The sequence below is a fragment of the Nocardioides sp. YIM 152588 genome (assembly GCF_040191335.1).
Taxonomy (GTDB): Bacteria; Actinomycetota; Actinomycetes; order Propionibacteriales; family Nocardioidaceae; genus Nocardioides.
Map to the genome: position 1 here is coordinate 82,386 of NZ_JBEGDJ010000005.1, position 21,332 is coordinate 103,717.

21 protein-coding genes are annotated in these 21,332 nt (G+C 72.8%); 2 read left to right on the forward strand and 19 right to left on the reverse strand.

Going from position 1 to position 21,332, the window contains the following annotated elements; all coding sequences use genetic code 11:
- Window positions 1–13: 13 nt before the first annotated feature.
- From ABLM29_RS04705 to fdxA, 6 genes are all read right to left on the reverse strand, one after another.
- Window positions 14–1,678 carry a thiolase C-terminal domain-containing protein gene (locus ABLM29_RS04705; protein WP_349712734.1) on the reverse strand — a complete coding sequence of 555 codons (1,665 nt, stop codon included), beginning with the start codon at window positions 1,676–1,678 and terminating at the stop codon, window positions 14–16.
- A gap of 95 nt (window positions 1,679–1,773) precedes the next feature.
- Window positions 1,774–3,153 carry a cytochrome P450 gene (locus tag ABLM29_RS04710; protein WP_349712736.1) on the reverse strand — a complete coding sequence of 460 codons (1,380 nt, stop codon included), beginning with the start codon at window positions 3,151–3,153 and terminating at the stop codon, window positions 1,774–1,776.
- 49 nt (window positions 3,154–3,202) lie between these two features.
- Entirely contained in the window at window positions 3,203–3,388 is a 186-nt protein-coding gene (locus ABLM29_RS04715) for a ferredoxin (protein WP_349712738.1), read from the reverse strand.
- A gap of 23 nt (window positions 3,389–3,411) precedes the next feature.
- The gene (locus tag ABLM29_RS04720) at window positions 3,412–4,275 is read right to left on the reverse strand and encodes a mycofactocin-coupled SDR family oxidoreductase (protein WP_349712740.1); all 864 of its coding nucleotides are present in this window, start codon (window positions 4,273–4,275) and stop codon (window positions 3,412–3,414) included.
- Window positions 4,276–4,341: 66 nt separating this feature from the next.
- Window positions 4,342–5,805 (reverse strand): aldehyde dehydrogenase family protein, encoded by a 1,464-nt coding sequence (locus ABLM29_RS04725; protein WP_349712741.1) that lies wholly within the window; start codon window positions 5,803–5,805, stop codon window positions 4,342–4,344.
- A gap of 130 nt (window positions 5,806–5,935) precedes the next feature.
- Window positions 5,936–6,259: a ferredoxin gene (gene fdxA / locus ABLM29_RS04730; protein WP_349712743.1), complete on the reverse strand. Its 324-nt coding sequence runs from the start codon at window positions 6,257–6,259 to the stop codon at window positions 5,936–5,938.
- A gap of 161 nt (window positions 6,260–6,420) precedes the next feature.
- Here fdxA and ABLM29_RS04735 point away from each other — a divergent pair, with 161 nt between their 5' ends.
- Window positions 6,421–7,980, forward strand: a complete 1,560-nt coding sequence (locus tag ABLM29_RS04735) for an MFS transporter (RefSeq protein WP_349712744.1) — start codon at window positions 6,421–6,423, stop codon at window positions 7,978–7,980.
- Between the two features lie 55 nt (window positions 7,981–8,035).
- Here the strand turns inward: ABLM29_RS04735 and ABLM29_RS04740 are convergent, their stop codons facing one another.
- From ABLM29_RS04740 to mftA, 9 genes are all read right to left on the reverse strand, one after another.
- Window positions 8,036–9,637 carry a GMC family oxidoreductase gene (locus tag ABLM29_RS04740; protein ID WP_349712745.1) on the reverse strand — a complete coding sequence of 534 codons (1,602 nt, stop codon included), beginning with the start codon at window positions 9,635–9,637 and terminating at the stop codon, window positions 8,036–8,038.
- A gap of 121 nt (window positions 9,638–9,758) precedes the next feature.
- Window positions 9,759–11,411: an FAD-binding protein gene (locus ABLM29_RS04745; protein ID WP_349712747.1), complete on the reverse strand. Its 1,653-nt coding sequence runs from the start codon at window positions 11,409–11,411 to the stop codon at window positions 9,759–9,761.
- Window positions 11,412–11,475: 64 nt separating this feature from the next.
- Window positions 11,476–12,936, reverse strand: coding sequence for a mycofactocin biosynthesis glycosyltransferase MftF (gene mftF / locus ABLM29_RS04750; RefSeq protein ID WP_349712748.1), 1,461 nt, complete (start codon window positions 12,934–12,936; stop codon window positions 11,476–11,478).
- A complete protein-coding gene (locus tag ABLM29_RS04755) occupies window positions 12,933–13,733 on the reverse strand; it encodes a mycofactocin-coupled SDR family oxidoreductase (RefSeq protein ID WP_349712749.1) in 801 nt (266 codons plus the stop codon). Before ABLM29_RS04755 ends, mftF begins: the two co-directional genes overlap by 4 nt.
- Window positions 13,730–14,449 carry a mycofactocin biosynthesis peptidyl-dipeptidase MftE gene (gene mftE / locus ABLM29_RS04760; RefSeq protein WP_349712750.1) on the reverse strand — a complete coding sequence of 240 codons (720 nt, stop codon included), beginning with the start codon at window positions 14,447–14,449 and terminating at the stop codon, window positions 13,730–13,732. The genes ABLM29_RS04755 and mftE overlap by 4 nt, the downstream gene beginning before the upstream one ends.
- A 5-nt stretch (window positions 14,450–14,454) precedes the next feature.
- Window positions 14,455–15,699, reverse strand: coding sequence for a pre-mycofactocin synthase MftD (mftD, locus tag ABLM29_RS04765; protein ID WP_349712751.1), 1,245 nt, complete (start codon window positions 15,697–15,699; stop codon window positions 14,455–14,457).
- A complete protein-coding gene (mftC, locus tag ABLM29_RS04770) occupies window positions 15,696–16,943 on the reverse strand; it encodes a mycofactocin radical SAM maturase (RefSeq protein ID WP_349712753.1) in 1,248 nt (415 codons plus the stop codon). Before mftC ends, mftD begins: the two co-directional genes overlap by 4 nt.
- Window positions 16,940–17,230: a mycofactocin biosynthesis chaperone MftB gene (gene mftB / locus ABLM29_RS04775; RefSeq protein WP_349712755.1), complete on the reverse strand. Its 291-nt coding sequence runs from the start codon at window positions 17,228–17,230 to the stop codon at window positions 16,940–16,942. The genes mftC and mftB overlap by 4 nt, the downstream gene beginning before the upstream one ends.
- A complete protein-coding gene (gene mftA / locus ABLM29_RS04780; protein WP_349712756.1) occupies window positions 17,230–17,343 on the reverse strand; it encodes a mycofactocin precursor MftA in 114 nt (37 codons plus the stop codon). The genes mftB and mftA overlap by 1 nt, the downstream gene beginning before the upstream one ends.
- A 109-nt stretch (window positions 17,344–17,452) precedes the next feature.
- Between mftA and mftR the strand changes: the two genes are divergently transcribed.
- Complete coding sequence (gene mftR, locus ABLM29_RS04785; RefSeq protein WP_349712758.1) at window positions 17,453–18,049, forward strand: mycofactocin system transcriptional regulator MftR; 597 nt, start codon at window positions 17,453–17,455, stop codon at window positions 18,047–18,049.
- A 23-nt stretch (window positions 18,050–18,072) separates the two neighbouring features.
- On the opposite strand, the gene ABLM29_RS04790 is transcribed toward mftR, so the two are convergent.
- From ABLM29_RS04790 to ABLM29_RS04805, 4 genes are all read right to left on the reverse strand, one after another.
- Window positions 18,073–18,606, reverse strand: a complete 534-nt coding sequence (locus ABLM29_RS04790; protein ID WP_349712759.1) for a glutathione peroxidase — start codon at window positions 18,604–18,606, stop codon at window positions 18,073–18,075.
- Window positions 18,607–18,706: 100 nt separating this feature from the next.
- Window positions 18,707–19,795: an NAD(P)-dependent alcohol dehydrogenase gene (locus ABLM29_RS04795; protein ID WP_349712760.1), complete on the reverse strand. Its 1,089-nt coding sequence runs from the start codon at window positions 19,793–19,795 to the stop codon at window positions 18,707–18,709.
- A complete protein-coding gene (locus tag ABLM29_RS04800) occupies window positions 19,792–20,004 on the reverse strand; it encodes a ferredoxin (protein WP_349712761.1) in 213 nt (70 codons plus the stop codon). The genes ABLM29_RS04795 and ABLM29_RS04800 overlap by 4 nt, the downstream gene beginning before the upstream one ends.
- Before the next feature lie 40 nt (window positions 20,005–20,044).
- Entirely contained in the window at window positions 20,045–21,316 is a 1,272-nt protein-coding gene (locus ABLM29_RS04805) for a cytochrome P450 (RefSeq protein WP_349712762.1), read from the reverse strand.
- Between the last annotated feature and the right edge of the window lie 16 nt (window positions 21,317–21,332).

Genomic DNA, 21,332 nt, shown 5'->3' on the forward strand with positions numbered 1-21,332 from the left:
TCCACACCCCGCCTCAGCGATCGCTCCGCAGCAGCAGCACGCCGCTCGGTGTCAGGCCCCCGCTGCTGACCACCGCGGTCCGCGCGTCCGCGACCTGCCGCTCGCCGGCCGCGCCGCGGAGCTGGAGCACGGCCTCCTCGACCAGGCCCATGCCGTGGGTCCGGCCGTGGGAGAGCTGGCCGCCGTGCGGGTTGAGCGGCAGCAGGCCGTCCCGGGCGATGTTCTTGCCCCCGTCGAGGAAGTCCTTGGCCTCGCCCACCTCGCAGAACCCCAGCCCCTCGATCCAGGACAGGCAGTTGAAGGTGAAGCCGTCGTAGAGCAGCGCCACGTCGACGTCGTCGGGGCGCAGGTCCGTCCGGCTCCAGAGGTGGGCGGCCGGACCGAAGACCTGCGGCTCGTGCGTGGAGGTGCTCTGTATCCACTCCGGCCGCTCGATCAGCTGCGTGCCGGCGGCCTCGATCCGCACCGGCGGGTTCGGCAGGTCGCCGGCCACGTCGACGGCCGACACGATGACCGCGATGGAGCCGTCGCAGGGCACGTCGCAGTCGTAGAGGCCGAACGGCGTCGTCACCGGGCGGGCGCCGAGGTAGTCGTCCATGGTCAGCGGGTCGCGGTAGATCGCGTCGGGGTGCAGCGCCGCGTTGGCGCGCTGGTTGAGCGCGATCCAGCCGAGCGTCTCCCGCGTCGCGCCGTACCGGTGGAAGTAGCGCTGCGCGTGCTGGCCGAGGACCTGGGCCGCCGACATCACGCCGGCCGACGCCAGCCAGCCCATGTCGCCGGCCATCGGGGAGCGACCCAGCGACAGCTTGCCGGCGCGCAGCAGGGTCTCGTGGGTCGAGGCCCACAGCGTCCGGAAGCAGAGCACGTGGCGGGCCAGACCGGCCGAGACCGCGGCGATCGCCGCGATGATCGACCCGCTCGGGCCGAAGGTGTCGCCGCCGCCGTTGTACCAGGTGGGCCGGATCCGCAGCGCGGCCTCGAGGGCCGTCACGCCGCCCTCGCCGAAGCCGCTCTCCAGACCGCCGCCGGGGTACGTCGACAGCCCGTCGATGTCGTCGACGGTCAGCCCGGCGTCCGCGATCGCCGCCTCGGCGGCGTCCATCGTCAGCTCCAGCGGGTCCACCATCAGCCGCCGGCCGAGGCGGGAGTGGCCCACGCCCGAGATCACCGCACGGTCCTCGAACCTGTCGGTCCCCACCATCGGGCGGACGTGCTCGTGGACCCGCTCGGCGGGCAGCTCGTCCTCGGGGAGCTGGGGCGACTCCGGCTGCTCCGCAGCGGGCGCGAAGACCGGCACGAAGTACTCCCCCGAGGCGACGAACCGGACCTCCATGACCATGCCGAGCCGCAGGTCGTCGGCGGCCGCGTCCACGACCAGCGCGGCGATCCGCACCCGGGTGTCCTCCTCCACCGCGACCGTGCCGGTGATCACCGGGTTCGGCAGGCCCGGCATCGCGAAGCGGGTGCTCTCGCTGAACCCGACGAGGATCCCGCGCCCGGAGACGGCCTCGGGCTCGACGCCGCGCCCGCGGCAGTGCGGGCAGCGCGGCTTCGGCGGGTGGACGAAGCCGGAGCAGTCCCGGCACCGCTGGACCCGGAGCAGGCCGTCGGCGCCCGAGGTGTAGAAGAACTCGCTGACCGGGGTCAGGAACGGGACGGGGAGCTGGAGGTCGGACATCGGTCTCCTCTCGGGCGCCGGGTCGGCGCGGGATGGGCAACGGCACCGCCCGGTGCCCTGTGCGGGCCCCGGGCGGTGCCGTGGTGGCATGCGGCCTACAGGCTCGCGGTGTCCCGCTTGCGCGTGACCGGCTCCGCCAGGCCCTGCTCGTCGCAGGCCTTCTGCACGGCGGCGATCGTCTCCTCGAGCCCGGGCCCGAGCCGCTTGCCGGGCGTGAAGGTGGCGGGCAGGTGCTTCATGCCGTTGATGACGCCCGTGGTGTCGTAGTGGACGGCACCGGCGGGGTCACAGACGAAGTCGGGCATCCGGTCCATCACGTGGGTCACCATGGTCTTGAACGCGGCCCGGGCGACGTTGGACCCGATGCAGCGGTGGATCCCCAGCCCGAAGCTGGCGTGCCGGTTGCCGGTGCGGTCGAGCTGCACGTCGTGCGGGCACTCGAACACCTTCTCGTCGCGGTTGGCCATCGCCCAGGAGAGCCACAGCCGCTCGCCCTCGCGGAACCGCACACCGGCGATCTCGGCGTCGGCCGAGACTGTCCGCCCGTCGCCCACCGCCGGTGTGTAGTAGCGCAGGAACTCCTCGGTGGCGCTGTCGAGCAGCGTGGCCCGCTCGCGGCTGAGGCGCTCCCGCTGGTCGGGGTGCTCCGAGAGCCACTCCAGCGAGTGCGCGGTCAGTGCCGTGGTGGTGTCGAAGCCACCGCCGATCAGCAGCATCACGACGCCGATCAGGTCCATGTCGCTCGGCGTGGTCCCGCCGATGTCGGCCTTGATCAGCGCGTCCACCAGGCCGGGCCGCGGGGTCTCCTTGATCTCCGCGATGGACTCGAACGCGCGCATCCCCATCTGGATCGACAGCGCCTGGATCCGGGCGTGGTCCGGGTCGTCCGGCGAGGTGTAGACGCTGGCGTGCGCCGGCTCGCAGTAGATCTCCCAGTCGGCCATCGGGAACCCGAGCAGACCCATCGTCAGCACGGCGGGCACGATGTTGGCCAGGTCGTCGACGAAGTCGATCCGCCCGGACTCGATCACCTCGTCCAGGCAGGCACGGGTCAGCTCGTCGAGCACCGGCTGCCACCGCTGCACGGCGGCCGGGGACAGGTAGGGGTTGAGCGCCTGCCGGTAGTACCGCTGGGCGGGCGGGTCCATCTCGAGGAACCCGCCGATCGTGGTGCGCTCCTCTATCGCCGGCGGCGGGATCGAGATCCCCTGGTAGCCACGGCGCTCGCCGTGGATGTCGGCGTCGTTCGACAGGAGGTCGGCCCGGCGGGCGACGTCGAACAGCTCCTGGTTGCCGCTCACGTACCAGTAGCCGCCGTGCGTGTCGTTCCAGGCGATCGGGCAGCGGCCGTGCAGCTCGTCGGTGTTCTTCTCGAAGTCGAGCCGGTAGCCGGCGTCGTGCCGGTTCATGCTGAACGTCAGCTCGTCACGCTGCTCGTCCGTGCTCTCTGTGCTCTCGGTCTTCTCGGTCGTCATTGGTCCTCGCTCCCCCTCGGGTCGCTGGTCTGGGTCCTCCGGGTCGTGGTCACGAGAGCGTGATCGCCTGCTCCGGGCAGGAGCGCGCGGCCTCGCGGGCCGCGTCCTCCTGGTCCACCGGCACCTCGCTCGCGATCGGCTGGGAGTGCCCGTCCTCGTCGCTGAGGACGAACACCTTCGCCGCCGCCATGGCGCACAGCGTGTGCCCCTGGCAGAGGTTGTCGTCGACACTCACCTTCATCGCCGCTGCCCCCGTCCTCAGACCGAGAAGTTGTTGAACTTGAGGAACGAGCCGGCGTCGACCCGGAGGTTCATGCCGGTCACGTAGCGGGACTCGTCGGAGGCCAGGAACAGCACCGCGTTGCTGATGTCGACCGGCTCGATGAACGGGATCGGCATCGCCTGCTGGACCGGGAACGCGAGCACGGCGTCCTCGTACGTCGGGTCCTCGAGGTCGGGGCGGAACGACTGGTACATCGGCTTGCTGGTGAGCATGTCGGTGTTGCAGTTCGTCGGGTGCACGACGTTCGCGCGGATCTTGCGCGGCGCGACGTTGCGGGCCAGCTCGAACATGAACGCGGCGATCGTCTGCTTGGTGAAGGTGTAGGAGGCGCCGCCCGGGTCCTCGCCGGGGGTCTGGGTGCCGACCATGCCCATGAAGGCGGCCACGGAGCCGGTCGCGATGATCGACGCCCCGTCCTCGAGGTGCGGGAGCGCGGCGTGCACGGCGTTGATCACGCCGAGCAGGTTGACGTCGACACCGTCGACCCAGGCCTCCAGCGAGCCGTTCGACTTCATCGCCGCGATGCCGGCGTTGGCCACCACGATGTCGACGCGGCCGAGCTCGGCGATGCCCTCCTGCAACGCAGCGGCGAGCTGGCCGCGGTCACGGACGTCGGCCTCGACGGCGACGATCTTGCGTCCCGTCGCCTCCACCAGCGCGACGGTCTCCTTGAGGTCGGCCGAGGTCGCCATCGCGTACCCGACGGTGGCGAAGTCCTGGCAGAGGTCGACGGCGATGATGTCCGCGCCCTCCTCGGCGAGGCGCACCGCGTGGCTGCGGCCCTGGCCCCGGGCGGCGCCGGTGATGAATGCGACCTTGCCCTCAACGCGTCCGGACATGTCTGTTCTCCTGTTCCTAGTGGGTGTCGTGGTGACGGTGGGTGACGCGAACTGCGCGATCGGGGCTCAGGCGCCCGCGGGGTAGGCCATGGTCTTGATCTCGAGGAAGTCCTCGAGGCCCTCCGTGCCCCACTCGCGGCCGATGCCGCTCTGCTTGTAGCCGCCGAAGGGCGAGCCGGGGTCGAACCAGTTGCCGCCGTTGACGCCGACCGTTCCGGTCCGGATCTTGCGGGCGAAGTTCAGCGCCCGGTCCAGGTCGGCGCTGAAGACCGCGCCGGAAAGCCCGTAGACGGAGTTGTTGGCGATCGCCAGCGCGTCCGCGTCGTCGTCGTAGGGCAGCACCACCAGGGCGGGGCCGAAGATCTCCTCCTGCGCGACCGTCGCCTTCGGGTCGACGTCGGCGATCAGCGTGGGCTCGATGTAGTAGCCCTTGTCGAACCGGTCACCGGTGCCGCCGCCGCGCACGATCCGGCCGTCGCGCCGCGCGGACTCCAGGTAGGCCAGGATGCCGTCGCGCTGCCGGGCGTTGATGACCGGACCCATGATCACGTTCGGGTCCGTCGGGTCGCCCCACGGGATCAGCTCCATGGTCGCGGACGCGATCGCCAGCACCTCCTCGTACCGCGAGCGGGGCACGACCAGCCGGCTCAGCTGCGCGCAGCCCTGACCGGCGTGGGCGCAGATGCCGCCCGCCAGCATGGGAACGACGGCGGTGAAGTCGGCGTCGTCGAGGAGCACCGCGGCCGACTTGCCGCCGAGCTCGAGGGTCACCCGCTTGATGGTGGGCGCCGCCGCCTCCATGACGCGGGCGCCGGTCCGGGTCGACCCGGTGAGCGTGACCGCGTCCACGTCGGGGTGGCTGGTGAGGATGCTCGCGATCTCGTTGTCGCTGGTCGCGATCACGTTGAGTACACCCGGCGGGAGGTCCGTGCTCCGGACGGCGATCTCGCCGATGGCCAGGGCGCTCCAGGGCGTGTCCGGAGCGGGCTTGAGCACCACGGTGCAGCCGGCCGCCAGGGCCGCCGAGAGCTTGCAGACCGCCAGGTAGAAGGGGTAGTTCCAGGGCGTGATCGCGGCGACGACGCCGACCGCCTCGCGACGCACGATCCGGTCGGTGGGCGCCCCCATGATCGTCTTGGTCGGCAGCGGGCGCTCGAACTCGTAGCCCTGGAGCAGCTCGACGTAGTGGTCGATGTAGCCGATCGCCTCGTCGAGCTGGATGCTCTGCGTCAGCGCGACCGGCGACCCGCCCTCGGCGACGACGATCGAGCGCAGCTCCTCGGCGTTGGCCCTCAGCGCCGCCTGCAACTGCTGCAGCACCCGGATCCGCAGCTCGGTGTCGGTGGACCAGTCGGTGGTGTCGAAGGCGCGGCGCGCCGCCCCGATCGCACGCTCGACGTCCGCGGCGTCCGCGTCCGGGGTCTCCCCGAGCACCTCCTCGGTCGCCGGGTTGATGTTGGGGTAGCTGCGGCGCCCCTCCGGCCCGAAGAGCTCGCCGTCGATCAGCAGGTGTTGGCCAAGTTCGGTCACGGGGTCGCTCCTCGGGTGCGCTGGGTGGTGTGCTGCGTGTCACAGATCCGGGATGTGACGCTACTCACGCAATCATCGAAGTGTCAATGATCTAACTCAATGATTCTTCGATGGATATGAAAATACTTGCTCAGGCCTGGTTCTGCGGCTCGAGGGCCGCCACGACGGCGGCGTCCCGGTCCACCGGACCGAGGACGCTGGCGCCGCCCGGCGACCCCAGCTCGTCGAAGAAGCCCGCGTTGACGCCGAGGTAGTCGACCCACTGCCGCGGCACGTCGTCCTCGTAGTAGATCGCCTCCACGGGGCAGACGGGCTCGCAGGCGCCGCAGTCGACGCACTCGTCGGGATGGATGTAGGCCATCCGTCCGCCCTCGTAGATGCAGTCGACCGGGCACTCCTCGATGCAGGCACGGTCCTTGATGTCGATGCAGGGATGGGCGACGAGATAGGTCATGGCGGGGATTCCTCGGGGCTTGCTCGGGGGCGCGGGGCCGGCTCTTCGGTCCGGCCGGCGCGGTCGGACGGAGATCACCTGGCGGTTGGGGTATAGCCAAGACCCGATGATAGATAGCAAACTTTGAAACTATCAATGGCCCAATGGCGGGAGGCGACCACATGCTCGACAGCGGCCCAGGTGAGCGCGCGGCCCCACCCGACGCACCGGACGCGGAGCCGACCCACCGGGAGATCGTGGTGGCGATGTCGGGCGTGATGCTGGCGATGCTGGTAGCCCTGATCTCCGGGACGATCGTCATCAATGCGCTCCCGCTGATCGTGCCCGACCTCGGTGGCGGCCAGGTGGCCTACACCTGGGTCGTCGTCGCCAACTCCCTCACCCTCACCGCGTCGATGCCGCTGTGGGGCAAGCTCTCCGACCAGTTCGACCTGGAGCGGCTCGTGCAGTGCGCGCTCCTGGTCTACGTGGCCAGCGGCGTCGTCTCGGCGGTCGCGCCCGGCATCGGGGTGCTCGTCGCCGCCCGCGCCGTGCAGGGGGTGGGCATCGGCGGCCTCGTCGCGCTGTCCCAGGCCGTCATCGCGCGCCTCGCGCCGCCGCGCCAGCGCGGCCGGTACGCCGGCTACATGAACGTGTGCTGGGCCGTCGGCACCATCTCGGGCCCCCTGATCGGCGGCATCGTGGCGACCTCGCCGCTGGGCTGGCGCGGCTGCTTCCTGGTCGGCATCCCCTTCGCGCTGGTGGCCCTGGCGCTGATGCGCCGGACGCTGCGCATCCCGCACGTCCCGCGCCCGGTGGAGGTCGACTACCTGGGCGGCACGCTGATCGTCGGCGGCGTCACCGTGCTGCTCGCCCTGATCTCACTCGGCGGGACCCGCTTCCCGTGGACGTCGGCGCCGGCGCTGCTGCTGGCCGGCGGGGCCGTCCTGATGCTGGCGCTCGCGCTCGTGATCGAGGGCCGGTTCGCGGCCGACCCCGTCGTCCGCCTCGGCCTGTTCCGGAGCCGGACGGTCGCGCTGTGCACCGTGGGCGCGTCGCTGATCGGCGTGACGGTGATGGGCGCGACCATCTACCTGACGGAGTACTACCAGTTCGGCCACGGGCTCAACCCGACCCAGGCGGGCCTGCTGATCGCGCCGATGGTGGTCGCGCTGGCCGCGACCGGCATCGTGAACGGCCGCGTGGTCGCCCGGACCGGATGCTGGAAGCCGATGTGCCTGTTCGGCTGCGTCGTCCTGGTGCTCGGCACCGCCCTGCTCGGCACCGCCGACCGCGGCAGCCCCGTGGCGCTGGTCGCGGCCAGCAGCGCCGTGGTGGGCGTCGGGCTCGGCGCCACGTCGGCGAACCTGGTGCTCGCCGTGCAGAACGTGGTGCCGGTCGCCGAGGTCGGCTCGGCGAGCGCGCTCGTCGGCTTCTTCCAGTCCCTCGGCGGGAGCATCGCGATCGCGGCGCTCGGCACCGTGCTCGGCAACCGGGTCGCCGCGGCGGTGCCGGAGGTCGGCCACGCCCTGCCCGCCCCGGCCAGCCTGCCGACCGCGATCCGGGAGCGCTACCAGGACGCGATCGGCAGCGGGGTCGGCGAGCTGTTCCTGCTGATGGTGCCCCTGATGGGGATCGCGCTGCTGCTGGTCGCGCTCGTCCCCGGGCGGTCGCTCCACGGGCCCGAGGGGCACCGCGAGGAGGTCCGGGCCGGCGGCGCCGGGGCGCGGAGGCGCCGCTGACCGCCGGCGCCGCCCGGGCGAGCCCGGCGAAGCCGCCGAGCCCGCCGAGCGGTGCTCAGCGATCCGCGAGGATGAGCTCCGCCGCCCGCCACGCCATCGCCATCATGGGGGCGTTGAGGTTGCCGGAGACCATCCGGGGCAGCACGGACACGTCGATCACGCGCAGGTTGTCCACGCCCTTCACGCGGCACCTCGCGTCGACGGGCTCGGCGTCGGTGGGCCCCATCGCGACCGCGCCGGAGGCGTGGTACCCGGGGCCGCCGAACATGGCGGCGTGGGCGAGCACGGCCTCGTCGCCCTGGATGAGCGGGCCGGGAACGGTCTCGATCACGACCTCCTCGGCGATCGGTGACTGCTCGACGAGCCGGCGCATCGTGGCGAACATCCCGAGCGACACCTCGCGGTCGTGGTCGGTGGCGAGGTAGCTCGGCTGGAGCCGCTGCGGGACGTTCGGGTCCGCCGAGGCGATGTGGACCGAGCCCAGGCTGTCCGGGCGGAGCGCGAAGCCCAGCATCTGGAAGCCGGGGCGTCGCTCGACCTCGTACTTGGTGATGCCGACGCCCATCGACATGGGGGTCACCAGGACCTGCGCGTCCGGCCGCTCGGCGCCGGCGGTCGCCTTGAAGAACCACAGCATCTCGTACGCCGGCGTGGCGATCGGCCCCTTGCGCGTGAAGAGGTACTTGAAGCCCTCCCAGTTCTGGTGCAGCCCGTTGTAGATCAGCTTGTTCTGTCCCAGGTCGCTCTTGAGGCGGACCTGGAGCGGGAGGCAGCGGTGCTCGCGCAGGCCCTCGCCGACGCCGTCGGACTCGACGACGACGTCGACCCCGGCCTCCTTGAGGACCGCTGCGGGACCGATGCCGGAGAGCTGGAGCAGCTTGGGGGAACCGAGGCTGCCCGCCGAGACGATCACCTCGCCGCCGCGGCCCGTGCGGAACTCGACCGAGGCACCATCCGCGATGCCCGTCACTCCCACGGCCGCACCGTTCTCGACGACGACCTTGGTGATCTCGACGCCGGTCCGCACGGTGAGGTTCTCGCGTCCGGTCGCCGGCTTGAGGAACGCCTTCGCGGCGCTCTGCCGCCGTCCCCGCCGGATGGTGCCGGGCGTGTAGCCGATCCGCTCGTCGTCGGAGGCGTTGACGTCCGCCACGCGCTGGTGACCGAGCCGGGTGGCGGCGTCCATGATCAGCGGCGACAGGTCGTCGTCGTAGGTGCGGACACCCACCTTGAGCGGGCCGCCGGCGCCTCGGGTGGCGCTCGCCCCGAGCTCGTGGTCCTCGATCGTCCGGTAGACGCGGAGCATCTCGTCCCAGCCCCAGCCGGGGTTGCCCTGCTCGACGATGCCGTCGAAGTCGGCCTGGAAGCCACGGTTGTAGACCATCCCGTTGATCGCGCTCGAGCCACCGAGGCCGCGGCCCCGGAACCAGGTCTCCTCGATGCCGAAGGGCGCGATGGGCTGGGTCTGGTTGAAGATCGCGTACGTCGGGTCGCTGCTGACCTTGGTCAGGCCCTTCGGGATCTCGACCCAGGGGCTCTTGTTCTCACCTCCCAGCTCCAGCAGCAGGACGGTCGTGCTGCCGTCGGCGCTCAGTCGGTCGGCCAGCACGCAGCCGGCCGAGCCGGCTCCGACGATGATGTAGTCGTACGTCGCCACGATGGCTCCTCGGGTTCTCTGGGACGCTCCGGCGGCAGGCGCCAGGGTGCGCCGATGCTATGCCCGCGCGGACCATTAAGGCTATAGATCTGCCTGATTGATCCGATTGGATTCCCGCCGCTCAGGCCGCCGCGGTCGCCGCATGCTTCGCGGCGGTGTAGCCGAAGACCATCGTGCTCGCGATGCTGGCCCCGGCGCCGAGGTAGGACCGCCCCATCACGCCGGCGGTCAGGTTGCCGGTCGCGTAGAGGCCGGGGATCGGCTGCTCGTCGGCCCCGATCACCCGGCCGTGCTCGTCGGTGAGCACGCCACCCGACGTACCGACGTCGGCGGGGATGATCTCGGTGGCGTAGAACGGCGCCGTCGCCACCGCGTCGACCGACGGGTTCGGTCCCTTGCCCGTGTCGCCCATGCAGCGGTGGTAGGCGGTGCGCCCCCGGCCGAACTGGGGGTCGTCGCCGCGGACCGCGTCGGCGTTGTAGCGCGCCACCGTCTCGGCGAGCACCGCCGGGTCGACCTCGATCTGCGCGGCCAGGCCCTCGAGGGTGTCGGACCGCTTGACCAGGCCCTCGGTCACCCACTCCTCGGGCAGCACGCCGGGCCGCTCCTTGCCGTTCGCGTAGCGGCGCCGGTAGACGTCGTCGGTGATCGCCCAGCACCGGCCGCCGCTCTCGGCGTAGATCGCCTTGCCGACGACCATCATCGAGTCGGCCTCGGAGACGAAGCGGCGCCCCTCGGTGTTGACCAGGATCGCGCGGGGACGGTGCCGGGCCTGGCCGAGCGTCGAGCCCGCCAGCTGGGGCACCGCGGACGGCAGCCACCACGCCTCGTCCATCTGCGCGGTCCGGGCACCGAGGCCGACCGCCATCTCCAGCACCTCGCCGGTGTCACCGGGGTTGGCGAAGGAGTACCGGCCGTCGTTCGGCTGGTCGCCGCCGTAGCGACCGCGCATCTCGGCGTTGTGCCCGAAGCCGCCGGCCGCGAGCAGCACGCCCCGGCGGGCGCGGATCCGGGTCGGGGCGCCCTCGTGGACCACCACGGCGCCCACCACGCGGCCGTCCTCCACGACCAGCTCGCTCAGCGGCGCCTCCCGCCACACCGGGATGCCGCGGTCCGCCGCGATCGCCAGCAGGTTGCCGACCAGGGCGGCCCCGTTGGAGAGCACCGTCCTGCGCCGCACCTTCGCGAGCATCGTGCGGGCGAAGACCCGGATCGCGACGAGCAGGCTGCGCAGCGACCGGTTGAAGTACTGGATCGAGCGGAGCTCGTTGGTCAGCACCACCATGCCGATGCTGGAGGCGAGCCCGGGGATCACGTTGTCCTGGAGCTCGCCGAGCCGCGCCGCGTCGAAGGGCGCCGGCTCGATCGAGCGGCCCCGCTCGTGGCCGCCCTTCGCGTCGCTGTGGTAGTCGGCGTAGCCGTCGGCGCGCAGGAAGCGGACGCCCTTGGCGCGCAGCTCCTCGACCATGGCGTTGCCCTCGACGATGTAGGCCTCGCGCCGGGCGTCGGACGAGGCCGGCCCCACGTCGCCGACCACGGCCTCGAAGTGCGCCAGGCCGTCCTCGACGGAGTCCGCCACCCCGGCCTCGCGCATCAGCGGGTTGTCCGGCAGCCAGAGCACTCCACCGGACATGCCGGTCGACCCTCCGACCACGGGCATCTTCTCCACCACGATCGTCTCCAGCCCGGCGTCCGCGGCCGTGATCGCCGCGACCAGCCCGCCTCCCCCGCTCCCGACGACGACGAAGTCGACCTCGCGGTCCCAGTCCGGCATCACGCGCCTCCTCAATAGGTCAATCAGTTAGTTCTTTGCACTATGCCACGAGGAGGCGGCGTCGTCATCGCCCCCGTCGCCGCCGTGGGACGCCGCGTTCGCCGTGCCACCGCACCCGCAGGCAGGCGACGCTGTGCCGACGCAGCGCGCCCCACCACAGGCCCGCGCCGTAGGCGAGGTCGTCGAGGCGGCGGGCGACCAGCGCCGTCGGCAGCCCCACCCCCGGCCGCTCGCGACGGAAGACCCACAGGTCGACGACCAGCGCACCCAGCACGGCGCGGCGGACCGGCGGGCTCAGCGCCGAGCCGACCAGGCCGAGCGGCCACCAGTGGCGCAGCAGCAGCGCCGACTCCTGCCGCACGGCCCAGCCCAGGCCGCGCACCGACAGCCGGGCCGCCACGGCGGTCGCACCCCGCTCGACCGGCAGCTCGCGGGCGAGGCGTCGGGTGGTCAGCGCGACCGTGGCCACCGCCACCGGCAGCGACCAGCGGCGCCGCTGCAGAACCGCCGCGGCGCTGGCCGCGGTCAGCACCGTGAGCGCCGCCGGCGCGACCCGGTCGCCGTGCCGCGCCGCGAGGTCGGCGCCGCCGGTGCCGTAGACGAACTTCCGCCCGAGCCAGCCGCCGACCGTGCCACGCACGTCGTGGCGCGCCCGCTCCGTCGGGTCGTAGCGGACCACCAGCCCCCGCTCCACCAGCCGCCAGACCAGGTCCACGTCCTCGGCGACCCGCAGGTCCGCGGCGAACCCGTCGCCGAGGTGGGCCACCCGTCCGACCAGGCAGGCCGACGGCAGCCAGCCGATCGCGGCGCCCGGCCGCACCAGCCCGCCGACGCGGCCCAGGTCGAGCGAGGAGGCGGCGGCGTCGTACCGCTCGAACCAGCGCGGCCGGTCGCGGCGCGGCTCCCCCGCGACCACCGGTCCGACCAGCGCCACCAGCGGGTCCGCGCAGTGCCGCGCGAGCCGGAGCAGCGCGTCGGCGGCGACCACCACGTCGGAGTCGACGAAGGCGACCAGCGGCGTCGCGACCCGGGCCAGGCCCGCGTTGCGGGCGCCGGCGGGGCCGCGGTTGACGGGCAGCGGCACGAGCGCCGCGCCGTGGCGCGCCGCGACCGCCGCCACGGCGGCCGGGTCGCGGGAGGCGTCGTCGACCACGACCACCGGGAGCCCGGCCAGCGCGGCCAGGCAGCGGTCGAGCTGGTCCGCCCGGTCCCGGACGGGTACGACGACCGTCAGCCCGCCGCGCGGCGTCGGGACCGCGTCGAGCACCGGGTCGGCCAGGTTCCCGTCGAGCAGGCGGCGGGCCAGCAGCGCGGAGGCGCGACCGGTCACCGTGAGCCGGTCGCCGTCCAGCAGGCCGCGGGCGCGGTCGCCCAGCCGCAGGGCGCGGGTCGGCGAGCCGCCGATCAGCACCGCGCCGCCGTCCGCGCGGACCAGGTCCGGCCGGAGCCGGACCTCGAACCCGGGCGGGAGGAGGCCGGGGTCCGTCGAGCCGGTCGGGGCGGCCGGGACCGCCGCGGCGGTCACGGGGCGAACCCGCCGTCGGCGTGCACGACCGTCCCGTTGAGCACCGCGGCCTCGCGGGTGCAGCAGTGCGCGACGGTGGCGGCCACCTCCTCCGGGCCCAGGAGGCGGCGCAGCAGCTGGTTCTCGGCGAACTCCTCGACCCCGTCCAGGCCGTAGAGAGCGGCCGTGGCGTCGAGCATCGGGGTCCGGGTGGAGCCCGGCGAGACCGCGCACGCCGTCACCCCCGTCCCGACCAGGTCGGCGGCCAGGCCCTTCACGAGCCCGACGACGGCGTGCTTGGCGGCGCTGTAGCCGGCCAGGCGGTGCAGGCCGTGGGTGCCGGCAGCGGAGGCGAGGGCCACGAACCGGCAGCCCGAGGGATCGGGGCCGGCGAGCATCGCCGGCACGGCGACGGCGGCGGTGTTCCACACGCCCCGGACGTCGACCCCCCAGAGCAGGTCGAGCTCGGCCTCGGTGGTCTCCCACAGCGGCCGGCCGCCGGCGATCACCGCGGCCGCGGCGACGACGGCGTCGAGCCGGCCCCAGCGGTCGGTCGCCGCGGCGACGGCGTCGGCCAGCGCCGACCGGTCGCGCACGTCGGCCACGTGCCCGACGACCTCGGCTCCACCGCCGGCCTCGCCGACCAGCGCGTCGAGCTCCTCCCGCGTGGCCAGCGGGTAGGGCAGGCCGGCCGCGCCGCCGGCGCAGGAGTCGACGGCGAGCACGCGGTCCCCGCGGTCGCGCAGCCGGCGTACGGTCGCGGCGCCGATGCCGCGCGCCGCGCCGGTGACGAGCACGACCCGGGGCGTCCCGCTCACGGCTCGAGCCGCTCCCACCGCGGCTCGGCCTCCGCCACGCGGGCGACGACGTCGCGCACCAGGGCGGCGAGCAGCCACCTGCCCTCCCCGGCGCTCGCGCCGGTCGGGTCGCCGAGTACGCCGTTGTGGGAGACCGCCTTGACGCCGCCCTCGCGCATCAGCGGCAGCAGCTCCTCCAGGGTGCCGGTGTTGCCGGCCTCGGCGCGGGACATCCGAACGTCCCAGGGATGCAGGTGCAGCATCAGCGAGGTCTCGGTCCGGCCCGCGTGCAGGTCGCCCTCGCCCTCGGTCACGCACGGCACCCAGTCCACGTCGTGTCCCTCCTCGGTCAGCTGCGCGACCACCGAGCGCAGTGCCGCGACGTTCCCGCCGTGGGCGTTGACGAAGACCACGCGCCGGGCCCAGGTGCGCATCGACCGGGTCAGCTCCACGAGCACGACGCGCAGCGCCTGGCTGCCGATCGAGCTGGTGCCGGCGAAGTCCTGGTGCTCCCCGCTGGCGCCGTAGCTCAGGGCGGGCGCGACCAGCACCCGGTGCCCCCGGTCGGCCAGCTCGGTGGCGGCACCGGCGGCGACCGCGGCGGCGATCACCGAGTCGGTGTCCAGCGGCAGGTGCGGCCCGTGCTGCTCGACCGCGCCGACCGGCACCAGCACGCACGCCTCCTCCTCCACCACCGTCGAGGTCGCCGACGCCAGCGTCGGGGCGTGCCGGATCATCGCCGTCACCGCAGCGCCGGGGCCGGCTCGAGCGACGCGCCGAGGGCGCGGTCGAAGCCGTCCGGGACCAGCAGGTGCTCGGGGCCGAGCTCCGCCGTGGAGGAGAGCGCCAGCCCGCGCAGCGCCGAGTCGATGCCGCCGGAGAGGACGTCGAGGACGTTCTCCACGCCGGCCTGGCCGTTGGCGGCGAGGCCCCACAGGTAGGCGCGGCCGATCAGGACCGCCTTCGCGCCGAGCGCGAGCGCCTTCACCACGTCCGAGCCTCGGCGTACGCCGCCGTCCATCACCACGTCGACCTGGCTGCCGACCGCGCCGGCGATCGGGCGGACCATCCGGATAGCGGCCGGGGTGCCGTCGAGGTTGTTGCCGCCGTGGTTGGACACCGAGATGCCCGCGACCCCGGCGTCGACCGCGCGCAGGGCGTCGTCGACCCGGCACACCCCCTTGAGCACGAACGGGGTGCCGGAGATCTGGGCCCAGGTGTCGCGCATCCACGCCACGTCGGCCCAGGTCGGCGGCGGGGTGGTCATCCACTCGTAGTAGGCCCCGAAGAAGGTGGGCGCGTCTCCCCCGGGCGGCGCCAGGTTGGGCGCGGTGAGGTCGGGCAGCCGGCCGGTCTCGCGGTACTGGCGCCCGAACTGCCACAGCCAGCGGCCCTTGGTGGCCACCTGCGGCGCGAGCCGGACCATCGCCTTGAGGTCGACCTTCTCCGGGATCTCCGGGCTGCCCCAGTCCCGGCCCATCGAGAACGACCAGTCCAGGGTCGCGATCAGCCCGGCCACGCCCGCGGCGTGCGCGCGCTGCATGCGCTGCACCATCGTGTCCCGGTCCCCGGTCCAGTACATCTGGAAGAACGTCGTGGCGCCGGTGGCGGTGACCTCCTCCACCGACTTCGAGGCGAAGTTGGACAGCCCCATGATCGTGCCCCGCGCGGCCGCGGCGCGGGCCACGGCGACCTCCCCGTCGGGGTGCACCGCCTGGACCCCGGTGGGGCTGATGATCACCGGGCTGCCGATCCGCTGCCCGAACACGGTGGTGGCCTGGCTGCGCTCGGCGGGCTGCCCGACGACGTGCGGGGCGAGCCCGATCTCGGCGAAGGCGGACTGGTTGTCGGCGACGCTCTGCCCGCGCTCGCTGCCGGCCACCAGCGCGCCGTACACGGGCGCGGGGAGCCGCTTGCGGGCCCGCTCCTGCGCGACCGCCACCGACTCGAACCAGGGGTTGGCCTTCCAGGGGTTCTCGATCCTCATCGTCGCTCTCCGTTCGGGTCGAATCCGGCCAGCGGGCTCTCGGCGCACGCCGAGACCGGCGGCGCCGTGCGGGTCGTGCCCAGCCGGAGCATCACGGGCTGGTTGCGCGTGGGCGCGCTCTTGGAGTGGTCCTGGCTGGCGGGCGGGACCACCCGGTCACCGGCGAGCGCCGACTCGCCGTACCCCTGCACGCACTCGGGGTCGGGGCCGTCCAGCGGCAGGCCGGTGAAGAACTTCGCGGCCATGCAGCCGCCGCGGCACGCGTCGAAGAACTGGCACGAGGAGCAGGCGCCCCCGGTCTGCGGCGAGCGCAGGTCGGCGAAGAGGGCCGAGTCCTGCCAGACCTTCCGGAAGCCGCCGTCGGCGAGCAGGTTGCCGGCCAGGAACTCGTCGTGGATCGCGAACGGGCAGGCGTAGACGTCGCCGATCGGGTCGATCAGGCAGACCACGCGGCCGGCGCCGCACAGGTTGAGGCCGGGGAGCGACTCGCCGAACGCGGCGAGGTGGAAGAACGAGTCGCCGGTCAGCACCTCCTCGCCGTGGGCGAGCAGCCAGTCGTACAGCTCGCGCTGCTGCTCCGGCAGCGGGTGCAGCTCGTCCCACACGTCGGCGCCGCGCCCCGACGGGCGCAGCCGGGTCAGCCGCAGCGTGGCGCCGAACCGGTCGGCCAGGGCCTTGAACTCGTCGAGCTGGCCGATGTTCTGCCGGGTGCAGACGACCGAGATCTTCGCGTCCGCGAAGCCGGCGTCCCGCAGGTTCGCCAGGGCGCGCAGCGCGGTGTCGTAGGAGCCGGGGCCGCGCACGTAGTCGTTGACCTCGGCGGTCGCGCCGTCGAGGGAGATCTGCACGTCGACGTAGCCGTTGCAGGCCGGCGAGGCCAGGAAGCGGGCGCGCTCGGGGGTGAGCCGGACGCCGTTGGTCGAGAACTTCACGCCGACGTCGTGGGCCACCGCGTACTCCAGCAGCTCCCAGAAGTCGGGACGGATGGTGGGCTCGCCGCCACCGATGTTGACGTAGAAGACCTGCATCCGCTGGAGCTCGTCGATGACCGCCTTGCACTGCTCGGTGCTCAGCTCCCGCGGGTCGCGCCGCCCGCTGCTGGAGAGGCAGTGCGCGCACTCAAGGTTGCAGGCGTAGGTGAGCTCCCAGGTCAGGCAGATCGGGGCGTCGAGGCCGAGCTCGAACTGCTGGACCAGCGTGCGGGGGGCGGGGGTGTCGGCGGGTCGCTCGGGGGCGAGGGTCATCGCGGGACCTCCGGGTCGGTCGTGCGCGGGCGGATCATGTCGGCGGCGGCGAGTCCGCGGAGGGCGGCGGCGAAGGCGCCGTGCTGGGAGGCCGGGACGCCCGCCTCGGCGAGGGCCGAGCGCACGTCCGGGGCGGACCGGAGGCCGCGCACCACGGCGACCAGCTCGGGCCGCTTGAGGAACGTGAGCCTGCGGTTGCCGAAGTGGTAGGCCAGCGCCCCGAAGGGCTCGGGCCGCAGCGCCACCGACGGCGTCAGCTCCCACGGCTCCCCCAGCAGGGCGTCCATCAGTAGACGCCGCACATGCCGTCGATCGAGACCTCCTCGATGAGGTCCTCGGCCACCAGCTCCGCCGCCCAGTCCTGGTGCGGGTCGACCTGCTGCGCGTTCTCCGGGTTCATGGCTCCTCCTTGCCTCGGGGTGTCGCGCGTCACATTATTGGCACTCGTTGCACAAATGCAATGATTTAACTTGATGTCCCCATTTTCGGTCAGCGATAGGTTGCGACCCGTGAGCAGTCCCGCCCCCGCCAGCCCCCGCGGCCGCCCGGAGGCGACCTCCCACACCGCGATCGAGCAGGCCGCCTTCCGACTGTTCGCGCGCCGCGGGTTCAGCGCCACCACGCTGGAGGAGATCGCGGCCGAGGTCGGGGTCGGCAAGCGGACGCTGTTCCGCTACTACCCCTCGAAGAACGACATCCCGTGGGGCCAGTTCCAGCGGACCCTCGACGACCTGCGGGCCACGCTGGCCGCGATGCCCGCGGACCTGCCGGTGCACGAGGCCGTGCACCGCGCCGTCCTGGAGTTCAACCGGTTCCCGCCGGACGCCGAGCCCGGCCACCGCGACCGGATGCGGCTGATCCTGACCACCCCCGAACTGCAGGCGCACTCCGTGCACCAGTACGCCGCCTGGCGGGGAGTGATCGCCGAGTTCGTCGCCCGGCGCCGCGGCTGCGCGCCCACCGACGTCGCCGCCCGGCTGGCCGGCCACGTCAGCCTGGCGCTGGCCATCACGGCGTACGAGGTCTGGCTCGACGACGAGGCCGCGGACCTGGCCGAGGTGCTCGGCCGCACGCTCGGCGAGCTCGAGCGCTACCTCGCCGAGTGAGCGCGGACCGGGTCAGTGCGGGGTCAGAGGCGGGTGCGCAGGTCGGCGAGGATCTCCTCCGGGGGCACCGGCGACTCGTAGCGCTTCACGACGTTGCCCTCGGGGTCGACCAGGAACTTGGTGAAGTTCCAGCGGACGTCGCCGGGCTCGGCATCGGGCTGGATGCTCGAGATCGCCTCGTAGAACTTCCCGTACTTCGGGCCGAAGTCCCCCGGCCGCTCCGCGCGCAGGAACCCGTAGAGCGGGGCCGCCCCCGGGCCGTTGACCTCGACCCGCGACAGCACCGGGAAGGTGACGTCGTAGGCGGTCCGGCAGAACTCCTGGATCTCGTCGTCGGTCCCCGGCTCCTGCTCCAGGAACTGGTTGCAGGGGAACCCCAGGACCTCCAGACCGTCCCCGCGCAGCTCCCGGTAGAGCGCCTCCAGTCCCTCGTACTGCGGCGTCAGCCCGCACTTGCTGGCGGTGTTGACGATGAGCAGGTGCTTGCCGGCGTAGTCGGCCAGCGAGACGGTGCTGCCGTCCGCGGCGGTGACGTCGAAGTCGTGGACACTCGTCACGGGGGCGCTCTCCTCAGCTCCGGCGACCGGTCGGCCGCGAGGGGTGAAATCGTAGGCCGCATTGCGCGTCGTCCGCCGGGGAACGATCCCGCCAGGGCGCTCAGGGCAGCAGCACCGGCTTGATCGCGGTGCCCGCCTTGGAGTCGGCCTCGGCCCGGTTGATGTCGGCCAGCGGGTAGGTGGTGATCAGCTCGTCGAAGGGGAAGCGTCCGGCCTGCCACTGCTCGACCAGGTAGGGGATGAACTCCTGCGGGTCCGCCTCCCCCTCCAGCATGTAGGTCACCTTCTTGCCGGTGAGCTGCGTCGGGTGGAGCGTGATCATGTCGACGCTGGCGCCGAGCAGCGCCACCTCGCCACCGGGGCCGGTGGCGGCGATCGCCGCCTCCATCACCGACGTCACCGCGGTGGTGTCGATCGCGTAGTCCAGGCCCGGCCCGCCGGCGACGATGGCGGCCACCAGCTCGGGATCGGCACCGTCGACGACCCGGGTGGCGCCGTACTTGGTCGCGAGCTCGAGGCGGCTCGGGTGCAGGTCGACGGCGACCACCTCGCCGGCGCCGGCGATCTTCGCCGCCATCACCGCCGCCAGGCCGACCGCCCCGGCACCGAAGACGACGATGCTCTCGCCCGGCTGGACGTCGAGGCCGCGCAGCACGGTGCCGGCGCCGGTCTGGATGCCGCAGCCGAGGGGGCCGAGGAGCTCGAGCGGGAGATCGGTGGCGACCGGGACCACGTCGCGCTGGTCGATGACGCAGTGCTCGGCGAACGAGGACTGGCCGAACCACCGGTTCGCGACGGGCTGGCCGGCCGCGTCGGTGGCCGAGGCGGTCCCGTCCAGCACCCCGCCCATCATGTTGAGCGCGATGAACTCCGTGCAGTACGCCGGCACCCCGGCCTTGCACTGGGCGCAGGTGCCGCAGGAGGCGTAGGTCAGCACCACCGGGTCACCCACCGCGACCCGGGTCACGTCGGCGCCGACGGCGGCGACGGTGCCGGCGCCCTCGTGGCCCAGGACCGCCGGCAGCACGTAGGACGCGAGCGACCGGGGCACGACGTCGGTGTGGCAGAAGCCGGCTCCGACGAGGGTGACGAGCACCTGGGTCGGCCCCAGCTCGGCAAGGGTGATGTCTTCGATGGCGAACTCGCCCTCGGCGTCGCGGAGGACCGCGGCCTTGGTCTGGGTGGTCATGCGGGGGTCCCTTCCTGGATGGTGAGCGCCGCGGCGGGGCAGCTGCCGACGGCGCGCTCGGCGAGGGCACGGTCGGCCTCGGCCACGCGCTCCTGGTGGAGCAGGAGGCTGCCGTCGTCCTCGACCTCGAAGCGGTCGGGGTCGATCGACTCGCAGATGCCGAGGCCGGTGCACCGACCACGGTCGACGACGATGAGCTGCTCTGCCATGGGTTCGTCCTTGCTGATGGGAGTGCGGGGTGGCGCCGGCTCAGCCGACGTTGACCGGGAGGTGCTTGATGCCGTTGATGAAGTCGCCGACCAGCGGGGTCGGCTCGCCGACCTCGAGGTTCGGCAGCTTGGTGAGGATGTTGCGGAACAGCGCCCGCAGCTGGGCCTTGGCGACGCCGTTGCCCAGGCAGTAGTGGACGCCGCCACCGCCGAACGCGAGGTGGGGGTTGCGCTCGCGGGAGAGGTCGAACCGGTCCGGCGCCTCGAAGAGCCGCTCGTCGCGGTTGCCGGAGCAGTAGAAGATGCCGACCTTGTCGCCGGCGAGGATCCGCTGCCCGCCGAGCTCGGTGTCCTGGGTCGCCGTCCGGGCGAACTGCATCACCGGGGTGGCGTAGCGGACGAACTCCTCGATCGCCCCGCCGATGCGGCCGTCGAAGTCCTGCAGCAGCCAGTCGCGCTGGTCGGGGTTCTCGGCGAACGCCTTCACCGTCCAGGAGGTGGTCTGCTTGGTGGTGTCGTTGCCGGCCGTGCTGAACAGCAGCATGATCATGAGGATGTCGGTCTCCTCCAGCGGCTTGCCGTCGACGGTGCCGTTGGCCAGGTGGGACATCAGGTCCTCCTGGGGCTTGCGCCTGCGGTCGGCGATCAGCTCCATGCCGAGCTCGGCGTAGAAGCCGAAGGCGCTGGCGGAGATCGCCATCCGCTCCTCGAACGTGTCGGCCGCGTCGGGGTCCTGGAGCGCGAAGAGCCGGTCGCCGTGCTCGCGGAACTCCTCCATCTGCGACTCGGGGATGCCGAGCAGGTCGGCGACGGTGAGCATAGGGAGCCGGGAGGAGACCCGGTCGACGAAGTCGATGCTGCCGGCGCCGACGACGTCGTCGACGATCTGGCCGGCCCGCAGGTCGATCTTGTCCACCAGCCGGGTGACCGCCTTGGGGGTGAAGAACGCGCTGATCAGCCGGCGGTACTCGGTGTGCTGCGGCGGGTCCATGTCCAGGAACGCCGCCGGCGCCCGGAACTCGGACATCAGCGGGTGCAGGGAGGTGAAGCCGAGCTGGGAGCTGAACAGCTCGTGGTGGGAGCTGACGTAGGAGATGTCCTCGGCCCGGACCACCGCCCAGTAGCCCCGCTCGCCGTGGTCCTCCGGCGAGTGGTCGAGGTCCTCCATCGGCGCGTGCCAGCTGACCGGGTGGTCCTTGCGGAGCTTGGCGAACGCCTGCTCGCGGACCTCGAAGGGCTGCGACCAGAACTTGAGGCTGGAGATGTCGATGTCGGTGGTCAGGTCGTGCTCGTTCGCGAAGAGCGCGGTCATCGGCGGATCCTCTCGG

Excerpts from the sequence above, each read along its gene's own strand:
- mftB (WP_349712755.1), bottom strand. The coding sequence starts at position 17,230 with ATGGACGCCCTGCTGGGGGAGCCGTGGGAGCTGACGCCGTCGGTGGCG.
- ABLM29_RS04735 (WP_349712744.1), top strand. The coding sequence starts at position 6,421 with ATGCTCGACAGCGGCCCAGGTGAGCGCGCGGCCCCACCCGACGCACCG.
- ABLM29_RS04795 (WP_349712760.1), bottom strand. The coding sequence starts at position 19,795 with ATGACCACCCAGACCAAGGCCGCGGTCCTCCGCGACGCCGAGGGCGAG.
- mftA (WP_349712756.1), bottom strand. The coding sequence starts at position 17,343 with ATGAACCCGGAGAACGCGCAGCAGGTCGACCCGCACCAGGACTGGGCG.
- fdxA (WP_349712743.1), bottom strand. The coding sequence starts at position 6,259 with ATGACCTATCTCGTCGCCCATCCCTGCATCGACATCAAGGACCGTGCC.
- mftD (WP_349712751.1), bottom strand. The coding sequence starts at position 15,699 with ATGAGGATCGAGAACCCCTGGAAGGCCAACCCCTGGTTCGAGTCGGTG.
- ABLM29_RS04745 (WP_349712747.1), bottom strand. The coding sequence starts at position 11,411 with ATGCCGGACTGGGACCGCGAGGTCGACTTCGTCGTCGTCGGGAGCGGG.
- ABLM29_RS04800 (WP_349712761.1), bottom strand. The coding sequence starts at position 20,004 with ATGGCAGAGCAGCTCATCGTCGTCGACCGTGGTCGGTGCACCGGCCTC.
- mftE (WP_349712750.1), bottom strand. The coding sequence starts at position 14,449 with ATGATCCGGCACGCCCCGACGCTGGCGTCGGCGACCTCGACGGTGGTG.
- ABLM29_RS04710 (WP_349712736.1), bottom strand. The coding sequence starts at position 3,153 with ATGACGACCGAGAAGACCGAGAGCACAGAGAGCACGGACGAGCAGCGT.
- ABLM29_RS04705 (WP_349712734.1), bottom strand. The coding sequence starts at position 1,678 with ATGTCCGACCTCCAGCTCCCCGTCCCGTTCCTGACCCCGGTCAGCGAG.
- ABLM29_RS04720 (WP_349712740.1), bottom strand. The coding sequence starts at position 4,275 with ATGTCCGGACGCGTTGAGGGCAAGGTCGCATTCATCACCGGCGCCGCC.
- mftC (WP_349712753.1), bottom strand. The coding sequence starts at position 16,943 with ATGACCCTCGCCCCCGAGCGACCCGCCGACACCCCCGCCCCCCGCACG.
- ABLM29_RS04805 (WP_349712762.1), bottom strand. The coding sequence starts at position 21,316 with ATGACCGCGCTCTTCGCGAACGAGCACGACCTGACCACCGACATCGAC.